This window comes from Acetomicrobium sp. S15 = DSM 107314, from assembly GCF_016125955.1.
Lineage (GTDB): Bacteria > Synergistota > Synergistia > Synergistales > Thermosynergistaceae > Thermosynergistes > Thermosynergistes pyruvativorans.
Genome location: NZ_JADEVE010000221.1, coordinates 1 through 24,615, shown reverse-complemented (window position 1 = coordinate 24,615; position 24,615 = coordinate 1). Strand labels below are relative to the sequence as shown.

The following is a 24,615-nucleotide window of genomic DNA, read 5'->3' as shown; positions in this document are numbered from 1 at the left end:
TCAGCCTCGTCACCAACTACCCATCACCGCACTTGTCAGCCGCAAATATGGGGAAGCCGGCTAAAAATACAACCCGGGGCGCGAAAGTCGGGTTAAGAAAACACCAACCGCACCCCGGGCTGTAGCAGTTCCGTGAACGATGCTTACGCCTTAAGCCCCAATGCCTCGAGCGCCCTCTCTGCAGCGATAGAGGCCATCCTCTTCAGGGCCTCGGGCGTCTGGCCACCAAAGTGAGGCGTTACGATGAAGTTGTCGAGCTCATAAAGGGGAGAACGGAGGCACGGTTCAACCTCCATAACGTCAGCCGCCATCCCCGCAAGTTTACCGCTCTTCAGGGCTTCATAAGCCGCCGCCTCATCGACGATGCCACCTCTGCCCGCGTTCACCAAATATGCGCCATCTTTCATCATGGCTATCTGAGGGATAGAGATCATGTGGTGCGTTTCCGGCGTCAGGGGTGCGTGAATCGAAATCACGTCGCTTTCCCGCAAAAGCTCTTCCAGACTTACGAGCTTTACGCCCATCTCGCGGGCCGCCTCCTGTGATACATACGGATCAAAAGCGAGCACGCTCATGCCGAAGGCCCTGGAAAGCTCTGCTACTCTCCTTCCGACGTTCCCGACAGCCACGAGGCCGAGGGTCTTTCCCAACAACTCTCTGCCGTTATAGGCCGCCCGATTCCATACTCCGGATTTGACATCCTTGCTGGCCCTCGGAATCTCCCTGAAAAGGGATATCATGAAACCGAAAGCGAGCTCAGCCACAGACTCGGCATTGCCGCCCGCGGCGTTTATCACTTTTACACCTTTCTCACGGCAATAGCTCAGATCGACATGGTCAAGGCCTGCCGTGGCCGAGGCGACTATTTTCAGGTTCGGCGCTCTGTCGATCACCGAAGGGCCGATCTTCGCCGAGACCCGCATCATAAGAAGATGATACGGCTCAATAACAGAGGCGAGCTCCTCGGTCTTCAATGGCCTTTTGTCCACCGTCACGTCCATGTACTTTCCCAGGATCTCCGCCGCCACAGGATTAATATCATCGATGATGAGAGCCTTAAGCCTTTCACTTGCCATTACTTCCGCCTCCCTAAAATCTTCGTGTCAATTATCACTTGAAACAGCATAGCAAACCAGCCATCTTTTTGCTACCCCAATTGCGCTTATCATAACAGACTTACGGCCAATCTTGCTCGACTCCGCAAGGCTGATTTAGCCTTAGATCTCGATAGAACTCGACACGTCCAAAGAACAAATCTCGTATAATAAGATAAAATGTCTGCCTATAGAACTACACAAGGAGGGAGCACCTTGAGGAGGAGCGACCGCGAGATAAAAGACCCGGCCGAAATAGAGGAAATCTTAAAGAGGGGCAAGGTGTGCCACATCGCCCTTTGCAAAGAAAACGAGCCCTATGTAGTGCCCATGAATTACGCCTGGCGAGATGGCACTCTCTACCTGCACTCAGCGAAGGAGGGCAAAAAGGTCGAATTTGCCCGCCAAAACCCCCGCGTATCGTTTTGTGTCGTATCGGAGTGGGAGGTTGTAGAAGGGCCGGTGCCATGCAGCTGGACAACGCACTATCGCAGCGTCATGGGCTCAGGAAGGGTAGAACTCGTGGAAGATGCCGCCGAAAAAGCCGCGGCGCTTGAGATCTTTATGGAGCATTACACGAAAGGCCCCTTCGAGTTTCCCGAGGCAGCCTTAGACCGTGTGCTGGTCTGGAAGATCCGTGCCGACTCGCTCACTGGGAAGAAAAACGTTTGAAAGAAAAAGGCCGTCTCTTGAGCCTCATCTCCCGCGCGTTACTAATCACGCTTTACGTACTACATTTACGCTGGAGCCGGCGGGCGGACTCGAACCGCCAACCTGCTGATTACAAGTCAGCTGCTCTGCCTATTGAGCTACACCGGCACCTCAAATGCGGCATGCAGATTGCCCTTGCCAAGCCGAAGACGACACGATATTAACGCCCAACCCGAAAATCGTCAACGTGCATATGACATGCGGATGTAGCATTACACAAATTGAGCTTTCGAAACTAAAAATCCCACAACCATGCGGTTTTTGCCCTGCGTGGCATCATTTCTTGGCCAGAACTGTTAAACTCGAGTTAAACGTCCCCATAGAGAAACTGACAAGCTCACGGCAGAGCTGGAAAAGCTTTTGAGCATCCTGGCCAAACGCTACGTCGAGATAGTGGCGAACCTGCGGGGCGTCATATCGAACTGGGAGAGGCTCTCCAAGGTCAACAGGAAGTTCATGGTGGATACGCTGTCGTATGCCCTGCGGGCCGTGAACGAGAGAGCGAAGGCTTAAAGGGAAGCGCTTCAAGAGGCGGTGCGGAGCATGGACCCCAAGATAGCGGCGCGCAGGCTCTATGCGGAGCTTGGCGCCCTGACATACCGTCGCTGTTGGCCGCAGCGGTAAGACGCCTCGACATAGACGTCATCGAGGGCAAGGCCGAAACGATAGACGCGATGCTCGTTCACACCAGGCCGGGGAAGCCGGTCATCGCCGTCAACGCGAAGCGCTCCGCCTACAGGCAGAGGTTTTCGCTGGCGCACGAGATCGGGCACTTCGTGCTGAGGCACGACAGCTCGGTTTCGTTCTTCGAAGATTCTTGCAGCACCAGACACAGCATTGCTTTTAGACCCGACGCGAAGAAGGAGCGCGAAGTAAATATCTTTGCTGCTGAGCTTCTGATGCCGAAGGTAACACTTGCCCACGAGGCGCACAAATATACGCCAAGGTTTGGCCCGCCGCTAAATGGTGTCCATGCAGGCCATGGAGATACGCCTAAAAGAACTGGGCCTCGTGTGTAAGGGAATTTAACCTCTTTAAATTGCTTTCAGTTTCAACATGGATTCGCAGAAAAATAGAGAAAACTAAAGCGATTTCAAGAAAATGGAATATATAGCCAATTTCCCGCTAAAACGGCAGCAAAAGGCCGAATTTCCTGATAATTCAGACTTGACACTCTGAGCCATACGTGCTTTAATTTTCTGTAGTTTAGGTAAAGGGTTGAAATATAATCAGGCTCAATCGTTACATGACTTCCAAAAAACTAATAGCCTTAATAATGGTATTTAAAGAACATTAGCTAACAGGAGTATGTTGACAACTTTACCTTACTTTAATTTTAATCGAAGTAACGCAGAACAACTAATTTTAGCAATAATTCTTGTATAGCCAGTCCCAGAAACATAGGAAAAATTACTAAAGGGGGTGACAACCTTCAGGGAAACAATGATTAAAAGACGCGGGAGATTAGTGAGGGTCGTTGATTATTCTTTTAGCAAAGTGAGCTTTTGAGACAACCTAAAAGTAAAGAGGGGTGAGAAAAATGAATATAAGTTTCGCTTTCTGGTGTGTTATAGGTTATTTTGTTTTAATAACGATCGTTGGCTACTACTTTGTAAAAAGGGTAAAGACTCGTGAAGATTTTATCATCGCTGGCCGCAGTTTGTCAGGCATAGTACTGGCAGGGACACTCATGGCAACCTGGATGGGCTCCGGAACGGTTGTGGGTGGACCAAATTCCCTGGCATATCTATACGGGCCCTGGTTTGCTATCATACAATCGGTGTTTTCATCACCCTTAGGGGTTATAGTTTTATACTTCCTTGCAACAAAGATAAGGAGATTAGGGAAAGAGAGTGCAGCTGACATAATAGAAGCTACTTATGGTAGTGCCGCTCGTTTAATTGCCAGCATCATTATGATGATTGCATATTTAGGCATTCTCTCATATCAATTCACAGGGGTGGCTTTCGTATTAAATGCAACGCTTGGGGTATCTGTTCCGGCAGGAACGATAATAGCGCTTATCGTTATAACGTTCATAGGTTTCACTGGAGGGCTCTTTTCTGTCGCGTACACCGATTTTTTAGGCGCCATTCTTATGTTGACAGGCCTGCTTGTAGGCGTTCCCATAGCTATACATATTTCAGGCGGATGGGCTCATTTGTCATCTTTACTACCTAAAGAGCATTTAAGCTTTGGCGGGCCATCGCCGATAAAGCTAATTGGTTATATTTTACCTACACTTTTTTTAGTAATGGGCGATCAGAATATGTACACGCGATTTTTCGCCGCCAAAGACGAAAGGCATGCACGCTATGGCGCGATGGGATGGCTTTTCGGGATAGTGGTGACATACCCAGCGGTAGCCTTTGGTGCTTCAGCCGCACGGGCTTTATTCCCCAATATCCCCGCTGGCCAGGCATTAATAACCCTATCGGCTAAAATTATGCCGACTGTCATTGGGGGAGTAGCTGTTGCGGCGATAACGGCTTTTGTGGTAACCACCGGCACCTCTTATGTTCTTATGACTGCCACTAACCTTGTTTACGATATATACTATCGTTTCATTAATCCAAAGGCCTCAGACAAGCATTTATTGCGCTTGTCCAGATTTGGCGTGATAGGTGTAGCTTTATTAGGTTATGTTCTTGTGCAATTTTTCCCTACAGTCCTCGCAGTTCAGATGTACTCGTATACCATGTATGGAGCAGCTATTACAACGGTCTTGTTAGCTGCACTTATCTGGAAAAAAGCGACGCCAGCTGCTGGCATAACTACAATGATCGTTGGAGGAACTGTTACCGTCGTGTGGGAGATATTAGGGAAACCATTCGGCTTAGAAAGTGGCGTAATTTCTATACCCACGGCAATTATTACTTTGATAATCGTTGGTACCATATCTTACAGAAATAAGTTGGCAAGGCAGTAGTGTTGCTCACAATTTTTAAGGTCTATTTGATACAAATAGGAGGTGTTTCAAGTGGCACTCGTGGTTTTTCGTGATGCAACCCTCATCGATGGAAACGGAGGCGATCCGGTATACCCAGCTACTGTCATTGTCGAAGGCAATATCATTCGCGAAGTTGTTGAAGGCATTCCACAACATATCCCATCTAATGCTGAAGCTATCAATTGTAACGGCAAGACACTCCTCCCCGGCCTGATAGATGCCCATATTCATGTCGGTCTTTTCGACCTGGACAATAATGAGCAGCCCAGGCGAAACCACTCCAGCATGTTAGTTATCAAGGCGCTGAAAATTATGGAAGACGCTTTATGCCAGGGTTTTACCACTTGCCGAGATGCTGGAGGAATAGATGCTGGATTTAGAGAGGCACAAAAACAAGGATTAATCAAAGGACCTCGTTTAAAGGTAAGCGGCTTGTCTCTTTCGATGACCGGAGGGCATGGCGATCCTCGCTTGCCCACCGATAGAAGATATCCCTACGAAGAGATATTAGGCTGTTCCGTCATATGCGATGGCGTGAGCGAGGTAAGAAGGGCTGCAAGAGAGCAGCTTCGTCGGGGCGTTGACCATGTTAAGGTAATGGCTGCTGGTGGATGCGCAAGCCCTGCGGATGAGCCCGATGCTTGTCAATATAGCTTAGAGGAATTGGAAGCGGCCGCCTATGAAGCTGAATCAGCTGGTAAATATGCTATGGCACATTGTTACTCTAATCGCAGTATACAAAACGCTGCAAAGGCGGGCATTCGAAGTATAGAACATGGCAATTTCATGGATCGTGATACAGCTAAATTACTGCGCGAGGTGGGATGTTGGTATGTCCCAACCTTAACGACATATGAAGTTATCGTCAGGAGAGGAGAAGAATTCGGCGTTCCAGGATATTTCTTGCGAAAGATGAAGATGGTCTACGATACTGCCCTTGAAGCGGTATCAAATGCCCACCTTGAGAGAGTTATAATTGGATCGGGATCTGACGTCATTGGACCCGGTCAACCGTATAAGGGAATGGAATTGGAACTAAAGTCACGAGTGCTCGGACCTATGGGTGCAATAGTATCTGCTACGAGAACAAACTCGCAGATACTTCGTATGGAGGATAAAATTGGAACTATTGAACCAAATAAGATAGCAGACATCATTGTCGTCGATGGGGATCCGTTAAAAGAAATTAAATTATTCCAAGATAGAGATAGAATTTGTGTCATTATGCAAGGGGGTAACTTCATCAAGAATACCATCTGATTCATTGTAAAATTACCAATGGGCATGGCCAGTAATCGATCAATCGCAATGGATTGGTTTTGCTGGAGTACGGACGGTAATTCTAACGTTTAAAGATGTGATTTTGCCAAATGTCACAGAAGACGGCATTGGGATTTGCCACTCCTACAAACTCATGTCATTTCCATTACCGTAACATTATCGTAGCATTTTTACGAGCAAGCTCATATATAGAATTCTGTGTAGGATCAAGTCTTCCAAAAGAGATGCAGGAGGCATGTATGTTATTCTTCGTTTGTGTAAATGCCGAAAAATTCTGGCCAAGTAGCGGTTGAGATGGGAGAATGCGCCTTAGGCTCAAGAGGTGGTATACATGCGGATCGAAGAACACCCGATCCTTAAGGTAGAGCGAAAAAGGTCGTTTGAGTTTGCGTTCTTGGGCGAAAAACTCCAAGCCTACGAGGGGGAGACCATCGCAGCGGCGCTCTTTGCAAACGGCATCCGCATTTTCGGCAACTATCAGAAGGACGGCTCGCCCCAAGGGATCTTCTGCGCCAACGGCCAGTGCGCCCAGTGTCTCGTGATAGCTGATGGAAAACCGCTCAAGGCCTGCATGACCGCAGTGCGGCCGGGGATGCGGGTTGAGCCCGTATGCGGCTTGCCCGAACTCCCTAAAGTGGATTCCGTGCCCCTCATGCGCGAGACCGAGAAGGTCGAAGTCCAAGCTCTCATCATAGGCGGAGGACCAGCCGGCCTTTCGGCTGCGATCGAGCTCGGCAGGCGCAGCATAAAAACCCTCATCGTAGAAGACAAGCTCTCCCTCGGAGGAAAGCTCGTCCTCCAGACGCATCGATTCTTCGGCTCAAGCGACGCAGTTTACGCCGGCACGCGAGGTATAGACATAGCCGCCAAATTGGAGGAGGAGGTGCGCGCCTTCCCGTCAGTCGAGGTGTGGCTCAACTCAGCCGCCTTGGCCGTATTCAGCGATCACAAAGTGGGCATTCTGCGCAACGGGAGAGATTACGTCTTAATCGAGCCCGAGGTGCTTTTGGTTTCAACCGGAGCGAGAGAGAGGTCCCTCGTGTTTCGCGGGAATACTCTGCCGGGCGTCTACGGCGCCGGCGCGTTCCAGACCTTGGTGAACCGCGACCTCGTGAAGGCGGCCGAACGGCTCTTCATCGTGGGAGGAGGAAACGTCGGCCTCATCGCCGGCTACCATGCCATCCAGGCCGGGATTCAGGTGGCGGGCTTAGCCGAGGCCTTACCCGAATGCGGCGGCTACAAGGTGCACCGCGACAAGCTCGCACGCCTTGGCGTTCCCATCTACACCTCTCACACCGTCATCTCCGCAGACGGCGAGGATCAAGTGGAATCTGTGACCATCGCCCAGGTGGACGAAAAATTTAACCCCATCCCGGGAACGGAGAAGGCCTTCGCCTGCGACACGCTGTTAGTTGCGGTGGGCCTGGACCCGGTGGACGAATTCTACCGGAAGGCCTTGGAGTTCGGGATGACGGCCTTCGCCGCCGGCGATGCCAAAGAGATCGCCGAGGCCTCTGCTGCCATCATATCCGGCGAGATAGCCGGCTTAAAGATAGCTTCCGCTCTGGGGTTTGAGGATGTCGAAGTCTCGAAGGAGTTAGAGGACATGGCGGAAGTTTTAGCCTCCAAGCCCGGATTATGCCTGCCGAAACGCACCCCACACCACGAAGGTGGGGTCTTTCCGGTGATCCACTGCCGCCAAGAGATCCCCTGCAATCCTTGCGTCTCGGCATGCCCGCGAGGGCTCATCCACATCGACCTGGAGGACATCCGAAAGGTTCCGGAGCTCGTCGAAGGCGACAAAAGCTGCATCGGCTGCGAGCGGTGCGTCGTGGTATGCCCTGGGCTGGCGATCGCACTCGTGGACTACCGCAAGGACCTGGAGTGGCCCACCGTCACCCTGCCCTACGAACTCTCAAAGAAAAGCCTCAACGTCGGAGATATCGTCACAGCGGTGGACGAAGAAGGCAACCCGCTCGGGGAGGTCGAGGTGACGGAGGTAAAGGCGATCCCAAAGAACGACCGAACTCTGCTCCTTGAGCTCAAAAGCCCGAGGGCTTTCGCCGAAGAGATAGCCGGAGTGCGAGTACAGGCGCCAGAGGCATCTGTGCCGCTTCCTGAAGTCAAATCCAGGCTTGCGGACGACGAGATCGCCTGCCGGTGCGAACGGGTGACGGTCGAGGAGATCAGGAAGCTCATCCGAGAGGGGTGTCGGGACATGAACGAGATCAAGGCAGCGACGCGAGCCGGGATGGGATCATGCGGCGGAAAGGTTTGCGGCCCCATCATAAAGCGCCTCTTTCTCGAGGAAGGCGTCCCGCTTGAAAGCGTCACCGACTACGTCAGGCGGCCGCTCTTTTTGGAGGTGCCTCTGAGCTCGTTTGCAGGGGCGAGTGACGAGAAATGAAGCGCAAGAGCCACTACGACGTAGTCGTCATCGGGGCAGGGAGCGTAGGGATGCCTGCGGCATTTGCCATGGCCAAAGCCGGCCTCAGCGTGCTCGTCTTGGACAAGTTTTCGAGTGTGGGACAGGGGTCGAACAAGGCGGCCATCGGCGGCGTGCGCGCCACCCACTCCGACCCGGCAAAGATAAGGCTCTGCCTGCGCTCGATCGAGATCATCTCCACGTGGCGGGAGACACACGGCCACGACGTGGAGTGGCGACCGGGCGGCTATCTCTTCGTCGCTTACACCCATCGCGAGGAGAGGACCTTGAAAGACCTCCTCGAAATCCAGCATCGCTATGGACTCAACATCGATTGGCATGACGCAGAAGGGCTTCTGGAGATCGTGCCCGACTTAAACCCGCAAGGGTTGATCGGCGGAACCTATTCCCCCGACGACGGGCACTGTTCACCCTTGCTTTTAAACCGCGCCTTTTACGACGAGGCGCGCCGCCATGGAGCCGAATTCCACCTGAACGAGCGCGTGGTGGAACTTATAAAGCTCGGCGACAGGGTGCGGTCGGTGCGCACGAATAAGGGCGATTACGGCACCGACGTGGTGGTCAACGCCGCAGGCCCGTGGGCGCGCGAGGTCGGCGCGATGCTCGGCTTTGAACATCCAGTGCGACCCGACTGCCACGAGGCCGGGGTGAGCGAGCCGGTGGCTCACTTCCTTGACCCGATGGTGGTTGACATCCGGCCGGTTCCAGGGTCAGCCAATCTCTACTTTCACCAGCTCGCCAGCGGTCAATTTACCTTCAACTTCACCCCCGATCCCCTCATCTGGGGAGAGGACAGACGAGAGACGAGCGCTTTTCTGCCGCAGGCGGCCAGGCGAATGATCAGGATCATGCCGAGGCTTTCAAACCTGCGTGTGCGAAGGCAGTGGCGCGGCCTTTACCCTATGACGCCGGACGGCTCCCCGCTCGTGGGTTGGAGCGAGGAAGTGGAAGGATATCTCATGGCGATAGGGATGTGCGGGCAGGGGGTAATGCTCGGGCCAGGCCTCGGAGAACTCCTATCGCGCATGTTGACTCACAGACTCACGCCCGAGGACCGGGAAACATTGGAGATCCTCTCCCCATACCGCGCCTTTGCACGCCAGGAGGCGCTCCGGTAGGCATTCTACACAAAGGAGCAAATCGCAGGCGCTCGGTGAGCTTGACATTGCCATCTGTCTTACTAAAATAATCCCAAAATAAATGTTTAAGGAAGGAACTTTAGGCATGGTTGTCGATGTGGCGATAATAGGCGGAGGTGTTCACGGCTGTTCCATAGCCTATCACTTGGCCAAAAAGGGCGTGCGCTGCGCCCTCTTCGAGAGGAGTTATCTATCCTCCGGGGCGAGCGGCAGGAGTGCGGCCGGAGCCAGGCACCAGTTCGGCACGGAGGTGAACTGCCGTTTGGCCATATACAACCTCGAGCATCTGGCCTCCCTGAAAGAGGAATTAGACCCTCCCTTTCCACTCGAATTTGAACAATCGGGGTATCTTTGGATCACGTATAGCGAGGCGCAGCTCCAACAGCTCGAAAAAAATGTGTCGCTGCAAAATTCTTTGGGCATCCCGTCGTCCATCCTATCGCCCGAAGAAATAAAGGAGGTGGCCCCCGCTCTCGACGTACGTGGCATGTTGGGGGCGAGCTGGTGCCCTAAGGACGGGCACATAAATCCTCACACGCTTACCTTCGCCTACGCCCACGCCGCAAAGCGTCTCGGCGCCGAAATCTATGCCGAGACACCGGTTGCAGGACTCCTGCGCTGGAAGGACAGAGTGAGGGGGGTGCAAACCGCCATTGGCGATTGCCACGCTGAAGCCGTAATCTGCGCAGCGGGGCCGTGGAGCGCACATATAGCCTCATGGGTGGGGCTCTACGTTCCGATAACGCCTGAAAGGCATCAACTCTTGGTAACCGAGCCTGTTGAGCGCATAAGGCACCCCTTCGTGCTGTGCATGGACGACGGCAGTTATTGGAAACAGTGCCCAAATGGGACGTTCATATTAGGGTGGGGAAACCCTTTAGACATAAAGGAGATCAGCGACGAAAGCTCTTGGGAATTCCTGCACGAAGCGACTAAGAGAGTGCTCTCGAAGATGCCTTCCCTGGCGGGTGTCAGGGTTGTGCGGCAGTGGGCGGGCACTTATGACGTAACGCCTGACTCGCAAGCCGTAGTGGGAGCTACCCCTGTGGAGGGCTTCTTCTTGGACTGCGGATGGAGCGGCCATGGCCTGCAATTTGCCCCATCCATAGGGCGAATCATGGCTGAAATCGTCTGTGGCGAAGAACCGTTCATAGACGTATCTCCCTTTCGCTACAGCCGCTTCGAGGAGGGCGATCTCTTTTTCGAGCCGGCCTGTATTTAATAAGAGCAAGGAGGTATGCCGAGTGCTTCTGCTCAAGAAAGAAGAGATGCAAAGGGTCTATTCCATGAAGGAGGCCATAGAGGCCGTAAAACTCGCCTTCAAGCTCTTCTCCGAAGGGAAGGCGGCTGTGCCCTTGAGGACCAACATCGGCGTGCCGAAATACGCTGGAGGAGCGCTCTTTATGCCCGCCTACGTCGAGGAGACGGAGTCCCTGGGAGTTAAAATCGTATCCGTATTTCCCAACAACGTGAAGGTCGGGCGCCCGGCGGTCCCAGCTACAATGGTGCTCTTGGAGCCACAGACCGGAGAAGTATGCGCGATCATGGACGGTACGTACCTCACGCAGCTTCGCACCGGGGCAGCTGCAGGAGCAGCCACAGACCTCCTATCTCGCAAAGATGCAGCGGTGGGCGCCATAATCGGAGCTGGAGGACAGGCCCTCTACCAACTTGAGGCCATGTTGACCGTCAGAGGGCTGAAGGAGATAAGGGTCTTCGATGTTGACGTTACCAGAGCTCAAAGCCTTGTCCGAAGCGCGGGAGAGAAATGGGGCAAAAGGGGCGTGAGAATTGCGCTTGCAAGGGCGCCCGAAGAGGCCGTAGATGGCGCCGATGTGATAACCACGGTCACCACTTCCAAGGCGCCAGTCTTCCCCGGAGCCAAAGTCAAGGACGGCGCTCATGTCAACGGCATAGGTTCATATACGCCTCAAATGCAAGAGCTCCCCCCAGACCTCCTCAAGAGGGCCGACAGGGTGTTCGTGGATTCGCGGGAAGCGGTGTTATCGGAGGCGGGCGACTTCATCATACCCATTAAAGAAGGGTTTTTTGACGCCTCTATCATCTCAGGAGAGATAGGAGAGCTGGTGGCCGCACACACAAGGGGGCGCAGCAATGATGAAGAAATAACAGTCTTCAAGACGGTGGGGATAGGAGTCCAGGACGTAGTCACTGCCAGGGAGATCTACAAGAGGGCTCTCGAAGCGAAGGTGGGCTTAGAGGTCTCCCTGTAAAAAGGTACATAAAGGGGTGATGAGGGATGAGTAGCAAGTTCCGTTGGTGTATCCTGCTGTCGGTATTCTTGATCGCGTCGCTGTGCGCTCCAGCGTGGTCGGCCGAAAAACAGATCGTTTCGATAGGGGCGTTCGTGCCACTCACAGGAGACTTCGCCAGTTACGGAACGAGGGGCAGGGTGGCCCTGGAGAAGGCTGAGGCGGACATAGCGAAGTTTATCTCTGAGGCGAATTTGCCGATCACCTTCAAATTTCTCTACGAGGACACGGAGACCAAGGCCAACGTGACGTTAGAGAAGCTCAAAGCCATGGCCGCACAAGGGGTGAAGGTCGTAGTGGGGCTCTTAGACAGCGCCGACACGCGTTTGATCATGGGCTACGCCAATGCTAACAAGATTGCCGTGGTCTCCTCCTTCTCCACCGTGGCCGAGCTCGGCGTTCCTAACGATTACGTCTTCAGGCCCATACCGCACGACGACATGGAGGGGGTGGCCCTCGCAGAACTAATCGAGCATCTGGGCTTTACGCATGTGGCCCTTCTGGTGAGGAAGGATCCCTGTGATATATCAATAGCGAACCGCTTCGTCGAGGAGTTCCAGGCGCGCGGTGGGAAGATTTTGGAACGCGTGGAGTTTGCAGGAGGGACGAGGGAGTTCTCCGGCGAGCTTTCGGCGCTCGAAAGGGCTGTAGAGCCCGCGGTGAAGGAAGTCGGAACCCAGAAAGTCGCGGTCGTGACGCTCACGTGGGAAGACCTGGCCCAGGTTTTGAGCCAAGCACAAGCGAGAAAGAGCCCGCTCCTTTCGCTCACATGGACGGGCGGCGACGCCGTGGCCCACAGCAGCGTTATACTGCGCGACGCTGGAGAGGTGGCGTCGAAGGTCTCAATAATTTCCCCCATGTATTCGGCCCCCGCATCCGCGAAGAAAGAGGATCTCCTGAAGTACGCACAGGAGCGGATAGGCGAGACGCTCGACATCTACAGCCTAGTGGCGTACGACTGCGCTTGGCTTGCCGCCCTCTCCGCACTGTGCGCTCAATCCGGCGACGGTGAGGCAGTGAAGGCCGCACTCCCCCACGTGGCCTACAACTACTACGGCGTCAGCGGCTGGACCGAGCTCGACGAGCTCGGCGACAGGAAGGCGCTCAACGTCGACTTCTTCGCAGTAAAAGATATCGAAGGCAAGCCCTCTTGGGTCAAGCTCTTCGAGTATGACGCAGCCACAGGGAGCCTCTCTGAAGCATCCTCAAAATAGGCAGCCGTATAACCCTGCGCTGGATTGCAGCGCAGGGTTATACCTCCTTAAATATGCACACGGAGGAATGTAGATGCCCGAAGGGATATTGCGCATCCGCGACGTGAGCAAGAGCTTCGGCGGGCTCAAAGCCGTAAACGGGGTGAGCCTTTCTATAGCGAGAGAAAAGATCACCCTGCTCATAGGGCCGAACGGCAGCGGCAAGACCACCCTGGTGAACGTCATCACCGGCTTTCTGCGGCCGGACGGCGGCCAGATCTACTTTGAGAACAGAGACATCACCGGCTGGCCCATGCACCGCATATGCAGGGAGGGGATGGTGCGGTCGTTTCAACTCCCTGCCCCCTTCAGCAGCTTGAGCGTCCTCGGCAACCTGCTTGTGGCCTGCGATACAGGCCCCGGAGAGTCGCTCATCTGGTGTGCATTCAAAGGACGGTGGAAAACCAGGGAAGAGGAAGGCATGTGTCGCGCCTTCGGCGTGGCCAAGGCTTTGGGGCTTCTCCCCTATTGGGATGTGATAGTGACCTCGCTCTCCACAGGCCACATAAAACTCACAGAATTAGGGAGGGCCCTCATGGCCAACGCCAAGCTCGTAATCCTGGATGAACCCATCTGCGGAGTGGATCCAGTGATGGCCGACGAGGTCTTCTCCCTCCTCGTTCACCTGCGGGATGAGCGCGGCCTCACCTTCTTAGTGATTGAGCACAGGCTCGACATAGCCCTCAGATACGCCGACTACGTTTATGTGATGCACCAGGGCGCGCTCATATCGGAAGGTAGCGTAGATCGGGTCTTGGGCGACAGTCGGGTGAAGGAGGTGTATCTCGGAGAATGAACCATCTCTTGCGCCTCGACGGGTTGAACGCCGGGTATGGCGCCATCCACGTCCTCTATGACGTGAGCCTCGAATGTGGTGAAGGTGAGGCTGTAGCTATAGCTGGGCCGAACGGCAGCGGCAAGACCACGCTCTTAAACGCCATCTTTCGCCTGGCCGACATATCTTCGGGCAGCATCACCTTCAACGGCAAGGAGATCGGCCATGAGAGACCTTACAGGGTGGCAAGGAATGGGATCGCGTACTTGAGACAAGAGGGCAACGTTTTCCCCAGTATGTCGGTAGTAGAAAACCTGAAGATGGGAGGACTTGCCCTGCCCGCGAGGGAAGTCAAGGGACAAATTGAAGAGGTGTTGTCCCTGGTGAAGCCGGTAAAGGCATTCTTTCGCAGAACAGCAGGCACACTGAGCGGAGGCGAGAGGCAAATGGTCGCACTGGCCTCGGCCCTCATGAGCAAACCGAAGCTCCTGCTCATGGACGAGCCCACCACCGGCCTCTCACCGGTCGCCGCCGGAGAGATCGCCGAGCTGATCGGGAAATTGAAGGATGAAGGGCATCTGAGCATGCTTATAGTCGAGCAAAACTTGAAGAAAATATTGAATGTGGTGGATCGCTGTTCTTTATTGGTCAGCGGAAGGGTGATGCTCTCCGGGAAGCCGGAGGATCTCATGTCCCGCTCCGACATCATGAAGACCTACCTGGGGTTGTCGTGAAGGGGAAGGGGGGTAAATATTGGCTTTACTGGTTGACGCTTTGACCTACTCTGCGTTGCTCGGCCTCATGGGATTTGGGCTCACCCTCATACGAAGGACCACGGGCGTGTGGAATGTGGCTCATGGTGAAGTGGTAACCGTGGGATCTTACGTGACCCTCACGCTCACGGCCACCTTGGCGTGGAATCCATATCTGACTCTCCCTATAGCGTTCCTCGTCTGCGCGGCTTTAAGCGGCCTCGTCTTCTTTGTCGGCGTCGAGCCGATAAGGGCAAAGGGCGCCTCCACAATACTGCTATTGGTGGTCACGATAGCCATAAGCCTCGTCCTCACGGCCGCAATCAACATCTATGGCGACTACCTACAAAACGTCTTCCATATATCAGCCAAGAGCTTTTTGCTCACGCGTTTGGATTTCTACCTGTGGGGGCAACCAGGGGTCCTCTGGGTTTCCTGGGCTGCGTTGGCCTTCGTCACCGGTAGTTATTACATCTTTCTGCAATACACCAGGACCGGACTAGCGCTGAGGGCGATGGTGGACCAACCCGTCTTGGCGACGGTGATGGGGGCAAATGCCAGGGGCCTGTCGCTCCTCTCTTGGTGTCTGGCGGGGGGAGCCACGGGCCTCGCCGGATGCCTCCTGCCGCTGCGCTTCCAGTGCAACCCCAGCATAGGCACGACCATGATAGCTACGATGTTTGCCGTAAGCATATTCGGCGGTACAGGTAAGATGTACGGCCCGCTGCTGGCTGGCGTAGTCCTGGGGTTCACCCAAATCTATGGAATAGACCTGTTATCCTCATGGATCGGGCCGCAAGTTATACCTTATAAGGATCTGATCCCAATGATCGTATTGGTGCTGACCCTTCAATTTTTGCCCCAGGGCTTGAGCGGATTCAGCATGAAAAGGGGATAAAGGCAAATGAGCGAACAGTGGCTATTGTTCCTGGTGGACTTGCTTGCCATCTTCGGCATATACCTGACGTTAAATCTGAGCCTGCGCCTGCAGCTCGGCTACACGGGCATAGCAAATTTCGGATTGGTGCTCTCGTTCACGGGAGGGGCGTATGTTGCGGGATGGCTCCCCGTAAGGATGGGAATGCGACTCTTTCGTGTGGATTCGAGCCTCGCCAAAGACATGATATGGAATAACGTGATAATAAACTCCCAAATAAACCAGTCTTTGCAACAGAACCCATCGATGGCCATGGGCATCTTAATTGCAACCCTCCTCGTTGCCGCGGCGATCGGTGCCCTCTTAGGGCTTTTGTCCGGCTACCCGGCCGTGAGGCTCGGAGGAGACTACCTAGCTATATCGCTATTGGCCTTAGGAGAGGTATTGGCAATCATAGGCGGGAATTACGAGCCATTGGTAGGTGGCCCCTTGGGGGTACAGGTTCCCGATGTATGGGCGTGGTCTTTGGACCACCGGTTCGCCGTAGCGTCACTCGCCAACTGCGCCATGGCCTTAGTTGTATGGGTCTACTTGAGCGCCATAGAAAGGTCGCCCATGGGAAGGGTGCTCCGGGCGGTGAGGGATAATCCGGATGCCGGGGCATCGCTCGGCAAGGACGTGACGAAGATCAGGCTGAACGTCCTCGTAGCCGGTGGCATCATATGCAGTTTAGCCGGGGCAATGTATGCCTTCTATACATCGGGCGTAGCCCCGAGCGCCCTGGGCCGGTTCGATTGGACCTTTCTCCCTTGGGTAATGGTGGTCTTCGGCGGGAGTGGGAGCAACTTAGGGGTGCTCCTCGGCACCTTTGCCTTTATAACGCTGCAAAAACTGATTGTCTCCTACAAATATGCCCTTTCCTTCCTACCCTTCGACCCGGTTTGGCTTCAATATCTGCTGATGGGTTTAGTGTTGCTTTTAATCCTCAATTTCAGACCTTACGGCCTCATACGGGAGAAGGCGAGCTATTCCACAAAGCCAAACAACATGTCCATGTAACGCTTAATCACCTCAAATGGCGGCTGCCCCGGGGCGGATGCCCTGCCGGAGGAGGCAAAGGTCAGGTCTGAGCCGAAAAAACATCCCAAAGGGCGCAAGAAAGCGCCCATCTCGCCCATGGCAACTGCCGCTATAGGCTTCGTGTATCTGCGCCGCGCCTCGAGCGTAGAGGCGAGCAGCTCAAGCCCCTCTTCGTGCGAATTTATCATGACGGCCACCTTTGCGATGTCCGCCCCAGCCTCGAACTCCCTTTCCAACACTTCCACGATTTCCATATTGCGAGGAACGGCATCGAAGTCGTGGAAGGAGACCACGAGGGCCACGCCATACGAGCGGGCAACCTCCTTCACTCTGCCGATGACCTCTTGGCCGCAGGATAGCTCCACGTCGACAGCGTCAGCAATGCCCATCGCAACGGCCCTCTCGTAGAGCGAAATCCTTTTATCTTGATCGATATGCCTGTATCCCCCCTCTTCTTTTTTCCTGCACGTCAACAATAGCGGGATGTCGCCCAAGATCTGCCTGACATCAGAAAGAAGGGCACAGGCGGCATCTAAGCTCGAGGATTCGCTCCAAAAGTCCGCCCTCGCCTCCACCACATCGGGCGAGAGGGAGACCATGTTTTTCGCTTCTTCCAGCGCATCTTCTCTATCCGTTGCGACGAGCGGTATGCAGATCGCCGGGCGAGCTGCCCCTATCACCCTGTCCCGCAAATATACGGGCTCCTTGGGCAGGGGCCTCATAAGACCGCCGCCTCCCTGGCGCGCACATCGTTATAGGCGCGCTCCAACAGCTCAAGCGATATATCGTCGCGCACGGAACAAACCTTTCCCTCCCTCGGTATGACCAAGCGAGGTCTGCCGCGGCGGAACTTCTTATCGCGCATCAAGTAAGGGACGATCTCCTCCCATGGCCGATCCGGCGCCGTGGGCAATCCCAAAGAGCGCAAGAGGTTGACGAGGTCGCCCAAGAGATCTTCGCCGCATTCGCCCACCATGCACGCCAGGCGAGTAGCCACGACCAGGCCCACAGCTACGGCGTCACCGTGCTTCCACCCGCCATAGCCGGACGAGGCCTCCAAGGCATGGGCAACGGTATGCCCTAAATTGAGTCTACTGCGAAGGTCGCCCTGCTCCCTCTCGTCGGCCTCCACGACGGCCAACTTCATCGCAATGCACCGCCTCACGACCTCTTCAAGACAAAGGGGATCCCTTTGAATCAGCCTAAAGACGTTGTCCAAAAGCCAGCGAAAGAAGGGAAAATCCTCGCCGAGGCCATATTTCACGACCTCTCCCAACCCCTGCCGATATTCCCTCTCGGGGAGGGTCTGGAGAAAGTCCACATCTGCAACGACGGCCCTCGGTTGATGGAACGCCCCCACGAGGTTCTTGCCTTGGGGAAGATCTATAGCGGTCTTGCCGCCTATGGAGCTATCGACCTGCGCCAAGAGCGTGGTAGGACACTGCACCACGTCTATGCCTCGCATCCACGTAGCCGCGGCGAAGCCGGCGAGATCTCCCACCGTACCTCCCCCGAGCGCCATGATCCAGCAAGAGCGGTCGACGCCACACTCTGCAAGTGCGGCGTAAAGCCTTTCGAGCTCCCTCAGGGTCTTAGCCTCCTCGCCCCTGGGCAGGAGAAAGAGCCCCTTTCTCTCACCCAAGAGATCGGCGTAGAGAGCCCCCGTCATATAGTCGCTCACTAAGAAGGGTGGCACCGGATCCAAGTCCGGCACTATCTCTCTGTAGCGCGATATGACCCCTCTGCCTACGACGACAGGATAGCTTCTCCCTTCGGTCCTCCCCCAAAGGACGTGGAAATCAGACTCGTCTTCAGGCTCGCTGAGGTTCAAGGCCCCGATGATCTCTTCGGCCACATCTTCAACGGAGCGATCGTCGGTTTTGACGTGGAGATGTGCTTCTGCATATGCCGATTGCCTTCGGCTCATGAGGGATTCTATGTCTTCCCTCTCGAGGAGCGGGCGTCTGCCCTTCTCATTTTCGACGCGGCGGCGGACGGTATCAGGCGTCACATCCAAGACGACCAAGACGCCACTGGATAATACCTTGCGCTTTAGCTCGTCGTTTGCCAGCACGCCACCTCCGAGCCCCACGATCACGCCCTCCAAAGAGCAGACCTCCTCGACGACCTTGGCCTCGAGCGACCTAAAGGCGCCCTCACCGTGCCTGGAAAAGATCTCATGGATTTCCATGTGCGCCTGCGCCTCTACCAGGCTATCCGTATCGACGAAGGGAAGGCGAAGCCGCCTCGCCAACTCCCGGCCTACTGCCGTCTTCCCCGCTGCCATGAACCCTCCGAGGAATATCTTTTGCCTAACCATCGAGGAACCCCTTCGCCCTTTCGCGATAAAGCGTAAATCTGCTTTTTAGCTCATCGACAGTATCGCCGCCGAACTGCTCGAGGACCGCCACCGCCAAGGTCCAGGCAGCCATCGCCTCCCCTACTACGCAGGCCGCCGGCACGGCACAGGTGTCGCTTCTTTCCGCATGGGCCGTCATAACCATCCCGGTCTCAATGTCGACAGTCCTTAAGGGGTTTTTAATCGTGGGTATAGGTTTCATGGCCGCTCTGACGACGACCTCCTCGCCGTTCGTCATGCCGCCCTCGAGGCCTCCCGCTCTGTTCGTGGCCCGGGCGAGTCCCCCGTCGCGGAGAAGGATCTCGTCGTGCACCTCGCTTCCCAAGCGATCCGCTAAAGAAAAGCCGTCGCCCGCCTCCACGCCCTTTATGGCGGGGATAGCCATGAGGGCTGCGGCTAGGCGGCCGTCCAACCGTCGGTCCCACTCGACATATGAGCCGATGCCCGGCGGCAAGCCCACGGCCGATATCACGAACGTCCCGCCGACGCTGTCTCCTCTCTCCATCGCCGACCTCACAACCCTCTCGAGCAGCTCTTCGTCCTCAGGGCGAGGAGACCCCATAGAGGAATTTCTGGCAAAAGCCCACTCCGACTCGCTCTGTGGCGGAGCCACGCATACACCGCCTATGGAGGTGACAGCGCCCCTGACTTCAACTCCCAAGAGTTCAAGCAGCAAGCGCCCAAGGGTGCCAGCTACCGTCCAGGCGGCCGTGACCCTCGCGCTCGCCCTCTCAAGGACGTTTCTCATGTCCCTGTGGCTGTATTTGATCGCCCCAGAGAGATCCGCATGGCCGGGGCGCGGACGCGTTATCTTTTTCGATTCTGCCTCCTCCTTCTCGATCTTCTGCGGGTCGAGGGCCGACTTCCACAGCTCCCATTCGGAGTTTTTGAGCGCTAATCCCACGGGAGCGCCTGTCGTGACGCCATCCCTCACCCCTCCCCATATCTCTAAGAGGTCGCGCTCGATCCGCATGCGCTCGCCGCGCCCAAACCCCCTCCGCCGCCTGGCCAACTCTTCCTTTACCCTGTCGAGCCTCACCTCGAGGCCGGCCGGCAGTCCCTCGACAACGATTAAGTAACCGAGGCCGTGAGACTCGCCGCTCGTGAGGAAGCGCAACGCCGTCATGCCTCTTCGCCTCCGCTTCGCGATTCGATGGCGCGCCGCATCACGTCGAGGGGCGCCTTTTCCTTGGTAAACAGCTCAAAGGCGGCTGCTCCCTGATGAAGGAGCACCTCTATCCCGTCGATCGCGGCCATGCCGCGCCTTCTGGCGGCATCCACGAGGGGCGTGGCACCATGGGGCGAATATACGAGGTCCAGCACTTTCGCACAATCCGCCGCGCCCAAGAGAGAATCGACGAAACCCTCCGGGTAAGGGTTGCCCTGCAGGCCGAGCGATGTCGCGTTTATGACGACCGATGGAGACGGAGGAAAATTGCCGAAGGGCAAAACCTCGATTTCAGCATCCGGAAGGCGTTTCTTGAGGCCCTTTATGAGCTTCTGGACGCGATCTTCGCTTCTATTGACAATCCATATCGGAGAAAAACCGCTCTCCGCCAGGACATGGAGTGCCGCCCGCGAGGCGCCGCCAGCGCCCAAAAGCAGGGCGCTCCCCGACGTGTGCCCCAACGACTTCAAAGCTTCTTTTATTCCAATTACGTCAGTGTTGTAGCCCACGGAGCCGTTCTCGGCAAATACTATCGTGTTCACGGCGCCAGTCGCTTCAGCAGAGATGTCTGAGTGATCGACCAAAGCAAAGGCGCGCTCCTTGAACGGTATGGTAATGTTGGCGCCCATTGCTCCGAGCGCCTCCAATCCGCAGAAGGCCGACTCGAAGCGGGACTCGGGTACGCAGAAAGCGAGATAGCAGATGTTGAGCCCCAGGTGGGAAATTGCGGCCATGTGCATGCGCGGCGATAAGCTGTGGCTGATGGGATTTCCCAACAGGGCGATGAGGGAGGTGTTCGCATCTATCATGAATTCTCTCTCCTTAAAGATAGCCCTTCAAGCACATCAAAAAAGCCGGGATATGAAATATCTACGCAGGCATCGCCTGCTATTTCTACAGGTTCAGCGGAGAATAGAGCGGCCACGGCCAAAGCCATGGCAACGCGGTGGTCGCCGTAAGACCTGACCCTGCCGCCGACAATATTGGCCGGCCCGCGGATCTTCCATCCATCGGACAGTTCCTCTATATCGACGCCGAGTTTCCTCAAACCTATGGCCATTGAGCGAATGCGATCGCTTTCCTTTACGCGCAGTTCTACGGCCCCCCTCACCTCCGTCAAGCCATTAGCTCGAGCGGCAGCCACGGCAAGGATCGGCAGTTCGTCTATCATGAGAGGAACCTCGTCAGGCGTAACTTTTGTCCCCTCGAGGGACGAGGGCTTTACCAATATGTCAGCTACGGGCTCTCCGCCTGAAGTGCCTTTTTCTCTCATCTCTATATTTAAGCCCATGCGCTTCAAGACGGAAAGCAACCCCGTGCGTGTCGGGTTGACCCCCACGCCCTCGATGAGAAGTTCGGACTCCGGCAATATGGCGGCGGCCACGATCCAAAAGGCAGCGGACGAAAAATCTCCTGGGATGCGCCACTTGCCGCCCGGCAGATCGCAACAGGGGTAAACTGTAACCCTGTTGCCCTCGCTCTCTATGGGTACACCGAGGAAATTGAGGAGAAGCTCTGTGTGATTCCTCGTAGGGGACGGTTCTATTACAGTAGTGCTGCCCTGAGCCGACAGACCAGCTATAAGCAGCGCCGACTTGACCTGAGCGCTCGCCACGGGAAGGATGTGCTCCCCACCCGACAGCCGTCGCCCACGAAGCGCAAGGGGAAGCTTATTCCCGTGCTCGCGACCCGTTATGCTGGCTCCCATGGCCAAAAGGGGCCTTGCGACCCTATCCATGGGACGCCTCCTGAGGCTGGAATCGCCCGTGATTACAGCAAATATATCTTGTGCTCCCGCTATAAAGCCGCATAACAACCGAGCCGTGGTGCCGGAGTTTCCGGCATCGAGCACCTCTTCTGGCTCGCGTAAAACCTCGCAACTCACACGCACGTGCCCACCCTTTCGTTCCACGTCGCAACCGAGCAGTTTGAGGCAGCGCAGCGTGCTGGCGCAATCAGCGCCGGGGGAGAAATTTTCCACTTCGATCCCGGAGTACGAGAGCGCGCCAAATATGGCGGCCCTGTGAGATATGGATTTATCGCCAGGAGGGGCGACCCTCCCCCTCACCCCCGTCGCAGGCGATATGCGCCTCATATCGTCCACCTCGATGGTGCATTCAAGAGGATTTCCTCCCTCGCGGCCTTGGCGTCTCGGGCGAGGGCTTCGATCTCCTCGGGCGAAGACGTCTTAACTTTGCAGAGCAATTGGATGACCCTGTCCAAGAGCGGAAGTATGTTAGATGCATTGGTGGCCCAGACGTCGGAAACAAGCCAGGGTGAACCCGATGCAACGCGCGTTGTGTCGCGGAAGCCGCCGGCTACTAGCTTCGGCAGGAGCGGAAGGCGGTGCTTTTCGGCACCAACTGCAGCAGACAGGGCAATGGCCAAAAACATGGGCAGATGACTCGTGCACGCTACTATGGCGTCGTGTTCCTCTGGGCTCATCCGGATGGGAGAAGCACCTATAGCCCTGGCGAGCTCAAATGCAATAGATAAAGCCTTTTCAGAAGTAGGAGGCTGTGGCACGATGGCACAGCAGGCGCCCTCGAATAGGTCGGGCGACGCATTTTGGGGGCCCACGAGCTCTTTGCCGGCCATGGGATGCAGTCCTACGTATATTTCACCCCAGATCTCGCTTAACCGCTTTCCCACGACTGCCTTCGTGCTCCCCACGTCGATTACGACTTTAAGATCGCCTCCTGCGTGAGGAATGAGCTTCAGACTCAGTTCCTCCATTTGTCCGATCGGCGTAGCTATGATCAAAACCTCCAGACCGCGCATAAATTCACTCTCAGAAGAAGAAACATTAGATATGATGCCGTGCGAGCGGGCAAAATCGAGGGCCGAGGCGTCTACATCCAGACCCCTCGCCTCGTCCGCCAGGCCGTCCCGGAGCAGGCGAAGCGATATCGACCCGCCTATGAGCCCCACCCCTGCTACGCCTACGCTACCGAAGCGGAGCTGCATAAAACCTCCTCCTTTGCCCGTCCGGGCAGGACAGAAGCGAGCTGTCTCACGGCTTCCATGAGCAATGCGAACTCAGAGAGCGTCAAAGACTGATCGCCGTCGCTCAAGGCCTTCTCTGGGTTGGGGTGAACCTCTACGATCAGGCCATCGGCGCCCGCAGCGATCGCAGCCAGGCTCATGCTCGGGACGAGGTTTCTGCATCCGGTGCCATGACTCGGATCCACTACGATGGGGAGGTGGCTCAGTGATTTTATAAGAGGAACCGCGCTGAGATCTAAAACGTTACGGGTGCGCTTTTCAAAGCAGCGTATGCCGCGCTCGCATAAGATGACGTTAGAATTTCCACCGGCCAATACGTACTCAGCTGCCTGGAGCCACTCGTCTATGGTGGCCATCATGCCGCGCTTGAGCAAGACCGGCTTGTCCACCCTGCCCAACGTCTTCAGGAGAGAAAAGTTTTGCATATTCCTCGAACCCACCTGAAAGACATCCACGTGAGGCAGGAGCCACTCCACGTCCTCAGGGGCCATAACTTCCGTAACGATCGGAAGCCCAGTGAGAGATCGCGCCTCCTCCAAGAGCGATATGCCTTCGCTTCCGAGGCCCTGGAACGAATAAGGGTTTGTCCTGGGTTTGTATGCCCCGCCCCTTAAAGCCTTGGCGCCTGATGCTTTTACCGATTCAGCCGTCGTCAAAATCTGATCCCTATCCTCCACGGCACAGGGCCCGGCGATCACGGCCACCTCGCCGCCGCCAATCCACACGCCTGGTGCGAGAGAAACTGTCGTGGGCGTCGTCCTCACATCGAGGCTCGCCAAGGGAAAGGCCGATTTGGTCTCGACAACCTCCTCCACCCCCGCCAAATCTTCCAGCCAAGAGAGGTCCCTTACCTCCCCCTCCGCAACTACCATGCACCCATCCGGATGATTGACGAAGCGGGCTTCTAAGTTTCTGCACTCCATCAACCGCAACGCTTGAGCCACTTCCAATTTCGTCGCGCTCTTTCTCATCTTCACTACCACTCTTTTCATCGCTCATGCCCTCCCTTTATATAACAAAATAGCCGGGTTCGGATGTGGAAACCGAACTCCGGCTATCTCTTTACTTTATCTTGTTACTCGTATGCTTAGGCTACTTTAGCTTTACTCTATGGACCGCCTCGGCATGCCGGTGATCGATTTCCACGCATTGGAAGGCCACTGGCGTAATAATATCGCCACTGGCCGTAGCTAAAGTAATAGTTAAAGTATGCATGCGCGGAACCGCTGTTACGCGGCAGATCGATCACCTTTTGCTCCCCTTCCGCCATAAAATCTCAATTTTGATGTATCTTACACACCTGTAACGCCTTTGTCAACCCCCCGGTTTTCCTCAAAAATAATCTCTTCGAAATCTCATTGTTTCCCCACAATTGACGAAAAGGGCAACCACTCCGACAATCCCTTTTGGATGAAATTTTCTTTAAGGGGGTTTTGAGGCTATCCAGATAC

22 protein-coding genes and 1 tRNA gene are annotated in these 24,615 nt (G+C 55.4%); 14 read left to right on the top strand and 9 right to left on the bottom strand.

Translation table 11 applies throughout. The annotated features are described in order from the left end of the window. Positions 1-143: 143 nt before the first annotated feature. On the bottom strand, positions 144-1,076 hold the full coding sequence (locus tag EZM41_RS06415; RefSeq protein ID WP_198470301.1) for a hydroxyacid dehydrogenase: 933 nt from the start codon (positions 1,074-1,076) through the stop codon (positions 144-146). A 234-nt stretch (positions 1,077-1,310) separates the two neighbouring features. Between EZM41_RS06415 and EZM41_RS06410 the strand changes: the two genes are divergently transcribed. Beyond that, positions 1,311-1,766, top strand: a complete 456-nt coding sequence (locus EZM41_RS06410) for a pyridoxamine 5'-phosphate oxidase family protein (protein ID WP_198470300.1) — start codon at positions 1,311-1,313, stop codon at positions 1,764-1,766. A 71-nt stretch (positions 1,767-1,837) separates the two neighbouring features. On the opposite strand, the gene EZM41_RS06405 is transcribed toward EZM41_RS06410, so the two are convergent. Then, positions 1,838-1,913, bottom strand: a tRNA-Thr gene (locus EZM41_RS06405). 252 nt (positions 1,914-2,165) lie between these two features. On the opposite strand from EZM41_RS06405, the gene EZM41_RS06400 reads away from it, so the two are divergent. From EZM41_RS06400 to EZM41_RS06340, 13 genes are all read left to right on the top strand, one after another. Further along, on the top strand, positions 2,166-2,318 hold the full coding sequence (locus EZM41_RS06400; protein WP_198470299.1) for a hypothetical protein: 153 nt from the start codon (positions 2,166-2,168) through the stop codon (positions 2,316-2,318). 95 nt (positions 2,319-2,413) lie between these two features. Next, entirely contained in the window at positions 2,414-2,824 is a 411-nt protein-coding gene (locus EZM41_RS06395; RefSeq protein WP_198470298.1) for an ImmA/IrrE family metallo-endopeptidase, read from the top strand. 521 nt (positions 2,825-3,345) lie between these two features. After that, positions 3,346-4,734: a sodium:solute symporter family protein gene (locus tag EZM41_RS06390; protein WP_198470297.1), complete on the top strand. Its 1,389-nt coding sequence runs from the start codon at positions 3,346-3,348 to the stop codon at positions 4,732-4,734. 51 nt (positions 4,735-4,785) lie between these two features. Continuing rightward, complete coding sequence (locus EZM41_RS06385) at positions 4,786-6,015, top strand: amidohydrolase family protein (RefSeq protein WP_198470296.1); 1,230 nt, start codon at positions 4,786-4,788, stop codon at positions 6,013-6,015. 352 nt (positions 6,016-6,367) lie between these two features. Continuing rightward, positions 6,368-8,443, top strand: coding sequence for a 2Fe-2S iron-sulfur cluster-binding protein (locus tag EZM41_RS06380; protein WP_198470295.1), 2,076 nt, complete (start codon positions 6,368-6,370; stop codon positions 8,441-8,443). Next, the gene (locus tag EZM41_RS06375; RefSeq protein ID WP_198470294.1) at positions 8,440-9,600 is read left to right on the top strand and encodes an NAD(P)/FAD-dependent oxidoreductase; all 1,161 of its coding nucleotides are present in this window, start codon (positions 8,440-8,442) and stop codon (positions 9,598-9,600) included. Before EZM41_RS06380 ends, EZM41_RS06375 begins: the two co-directional genes overlap by 4 nt. Before the next feature lie 106 nt (positions 9,601-9,706). Continuing rightward, complete coding sequence (locus EZM41_RS06370) at positions 9,707-10,843, top strand: NAD(P)/FAD-dependent oxidoreductase (protein WP_198470293.1); 1,137 nt, start codon at positions 9,707-9,709, stop codon at positions 10,841-10,843. 22 nt (positions 10,844-10,865) lie between these two features. Beyond that, a complete protein-coding gene (locus tag EZM41_RS06365; protein ID WP_198470292.1) occupies positions 10,866-11,855 on the top strand; it encodes an ornithine cyclodeaminase family protein in 990 nt (329 codons plus the stop codon). A gap of 26 nt (positions 11,856-11,881) precedes the next feature. Next, positions 11,882-13,108: an ABC transporter substrate-binding protein gene (locus EZM41_RS06360; protein ID WP_198470291.1), complete on the top strand. Its 1,227-nt coding sequence runs from the start codon at positions 11,882-11,884 to the stop codon at positions 13,106-13,108. Between the two features lie 73 nt (positions 13,109-13,181). Continuing rightward, the gene (locus EZM41_RS06355; protein ID WP_198470290.1) at positions 13,182-13,943 is read left to right on the top strand and encodes an ABC transporter ATP-binding protein; all 762 of its coding nucleotides are present in this window, start codon (positions 13,182-13,184) and stop codon (positions 13,941-13,943) included. Beyond that, positions 13,940-14,656 (top strand): ABC transporter ATP-binding protein, encoded by a 717-nt coding sequence (locus EZM41_RS06350; RefSeq protein ID WP_198470289.1) that lies wholly within the window; start codon positions 13,940-13,942, stop codon positions 14,654-14,656. The genes EZM41_RS06355 and EZM41_RS06350 overlap by 4 nt, the downstream gene beginning before the upstream one ends. 19 nt (positions 14,657-14,675) lie before the next feature. Further along, positions 14,676-15,572, top strand: a complete 897-nt coding sequence (locus tag EZM41_RS06345) for a branched-chain amino acid ABC transporter permease (protein WP_198470288.1) — start codon at positions 14,676-14,678, stop codon at positions 15,570-15,572. Positions 15,573-15,578: 6 nt separating this feature from the next. Then, complete coding sequence (locus tag EZM41_RS06340) at positions 15,579-16,610, top strand: branched-chain amino acid ABC transporter permease (RefSeq protein WP_198470287.1); 1,032 nt, start codon at positions 15,579-15,581, stop codon at positions 16,608-16,610. Here the strand turns inward: EZM41_RS06340 and aroD are convergent. The 7 genes from aroD to aroF are packed head-to-tail and all read right to left on the bottom strand — an operon-like array spanning position 16,577 to position 24,156. Further along, positions 16,577-17,353 carry a type I 3-dehydroquinate dehydratase gene (aroD, locus tag EZM41_RS06335; RefSeq protein ID WP_198470286.1) on the bottom strand — a complete coding sequence of 259 codons (777 nt, stop codon included), beginning with the start codon at positions 17,351-17,353 and terminating at the stop codon, positions 16,577-16,579. The two genes, EZM41_RS06340 and aroD, sit on opposite strands and share 34 nt — an antisense overlap. Next, complete coding sequence (aroB, locus tag EZM41_RS06330) at positions 17,350-18,951, bottom strand: 3-dehydroquinate synthase (RefSeq protein ID WP_198470285.1); 1,602 nt, start codon at positions 18,949-18,951, stop codon at positions 17,350-17,352. Before aroB ends, aroD begins: the two co-directional genes overlap by 4 nt. Continuing rightward, positions 18,944-20,116 (bottom strand): chorismate synthase, encoded by a 1,173-nt coding sequence (gene aroC, locus EZM41_RS06325; protein WP_269778871.1) that lies wholly within the window; start codon positions 20,114-20,116, stop codon positions 18,944-18,946. The genes aroB and aroC overlap by 8 nt, the downstream gene beginning before the upstream one ends. Continuing rightward, positions 20,113-20,967: a shikimate dehydrogenase gene (aroE, locus tag EZM41_RS06320; RefSeq protein WP_198470284.1), complete on the bottom strand. Its 855-nt coding sequence runs from the start codon at positions 20,965-20,967 to the stop codon at positions 20,113-20,115. Before aroE ends, aroC begins: the two co-directional genes overlap by 4 nt. Further along, positions 20,964-22,253 (bottom strand): 3-phosphoshikimate 1-carboxyvinyltransferase, encoded by a 1,290-nt coding sequence (gene aroA, locus EZM41_RS06315; protein ID WP_198470283.1) that lies wholly within the window; start codon positions 22,251-22,253, stop codon positions 20,964-20,966. The genes aroE and aroA overlap by 4 nt, the downstream gene beginning before the upstream one ends. Continuing rightward, positions 22,250-23,125 carry a prephenate dehydrogenase gene (locus EZM41_RS06310; protein WP_198470282.1) on the bottom strand — a complete coding sequence of 292 codons (876 nt, stop codon included), beginning with the start codon at positions 23,123-23,125 and terminating at the stop codon, positions 22,250-22,252. Before EZM41_RS06310 ends, aroA begins: the two co-directional genes overlap by 4 nt. Further along, the gene (gene aroF, locus EZM41_RS06305) at positions 23,101-24,156 is read right to left on the bottom strand and encodes a 3-deoxy-7-phosphoheptulonate synthase (RefSeq protein ID WP_232619139.1); all 1,056 of its coding nucleotides are present in this window, start codon (positions 24,154-24,156) and stop codon (positions 23,101-23,103) included. The genes EZM41_RS06310 and aroF overlap by 25 nt, the downstream gene beginning before the upstream one ends. Positions 24,157-24,615 lie beyond the last annotated feature (459 nt).

What these genes read in the sequence shown, in the direction of transcription:
- EZM41_RS06380 (WP_198470295.1), top strand. Translation starts at nt 6,368, where the DNA reads ATGCGGATCGAAGAACACCCGATCCTTAAGGTAGAGCGAAAAAGGTCG.
- EZM41_RS06415 (WP_198470301.1), bottom strand. Translation starts at nt 1,076, where the DNA reads ATGGCAAGTGAAAGGCTTAAGGCTCTCATCATCGATGATATTAATCCT.
- EZM41_RS06375 (WP_198470294.1), top strand. Translation starts at nt 8,440, where the DNA reads ATGAAGCGCAAGAGCCACTACGACGTAGTCGTCATCGGGGCAGGGAGC.
- EZM41_RS06355 (WP_198470290.1), top strand. Translation starts at nt 13,182, where the DNA reads ATGCCCGAAGGGATATTGCGCATCCGCGACGTGAGCAAGAGCTTCGGC.
- aroE (WP_198470284.1), bottom strand. Translation starts at nt 20,967, where the DNA reads ATGATAGATGCGAACACCTCCCTCATCGCCCTGTTGGGAAATCCCATC.
- EZM41_RS06340 (WP_198470287.1), top strand. Translation starts at nt 15,579, where the DNA reads ATGAGCGAACAGTGGCTATTGTTCCTGGTGGACTTGCTTGCCATCTTC.
- EZM41_RS06370 (WP_198470293.1), top strand. Translation starts at nt 9,707, where the DNA reads ATGGTTGTCGATGTGGCGATAATAGGCGGAGGTGTTCACGGCTGTTCC.
- aroB (WP_198470285.1), bottom strand. Translation starts at nt 18,951, where the DNA reads ATGGTTAGGCAAAAGATATTCCTCGGAGGGTTCATGGCAGCGGGGAAG.
- aroC (WP_269778871.1), bottom strand. Translation starts at nt 20,116, where the DNA reads ATGACGGCGTTGCGCTTCCTCACGAGCGGCGAGTCTCACGGCCTCGGT.
- aroA (WP_198470283.1), bottom strand. Translation starts at nt 22,253, where the DNA reads ATGAGGCGCATATCGCCTGCGACGGGGGTGAGGGGGAGGGTCGCCCCT.
- EZM41_RS06310 (WP_198470282.1), bottom strand. Translation starts at nt 23,125, where the DNA reads ATGCAGCTCCGCTTCGGTAGCGTAGGCGTAGCAGGGGTGGGGCTCATA.
- aroD (WP_198470286.1), bottom strand. Translation starts at nt 17,353, where the DNA reads ATGAGGCCCCTGCCCAAGGAGCCCGTATATTTGCGGGACAGGGTGATA.
- EZM41_RS06390 (WP_198470297.1), top strand. Translation starts at nt 3,346, where the DNA reads ATGAATATAAGTTTCGCTTTCTGGTGTGTTATAGGTTATTTTGTTTTA.
- EZM41_RS06350 (WP_198470289.1), top strand. Translation starts at nt 13,940, where the DNA reads ATGAACCATCTCTTGCGCCTCGACGGGTTGAACGCCGGGTATGGCGCC.
- aroF (WP_232619139.1), bottom strand. Translation starts at nt 24,156, where the DNA reads ATGAAAAGAGTGGTAGTGAAGATGAGAAAGAGCGCGACGAAATTGGAA.
- EZM41_RS06360 (WP_198470291.1), top strand. Translation starts at nt 11,882, where the DNA reads ATGAGTAGCAAGTTCCGTTGGTGTATCCTGCTGTCGGTATTCTTGATC.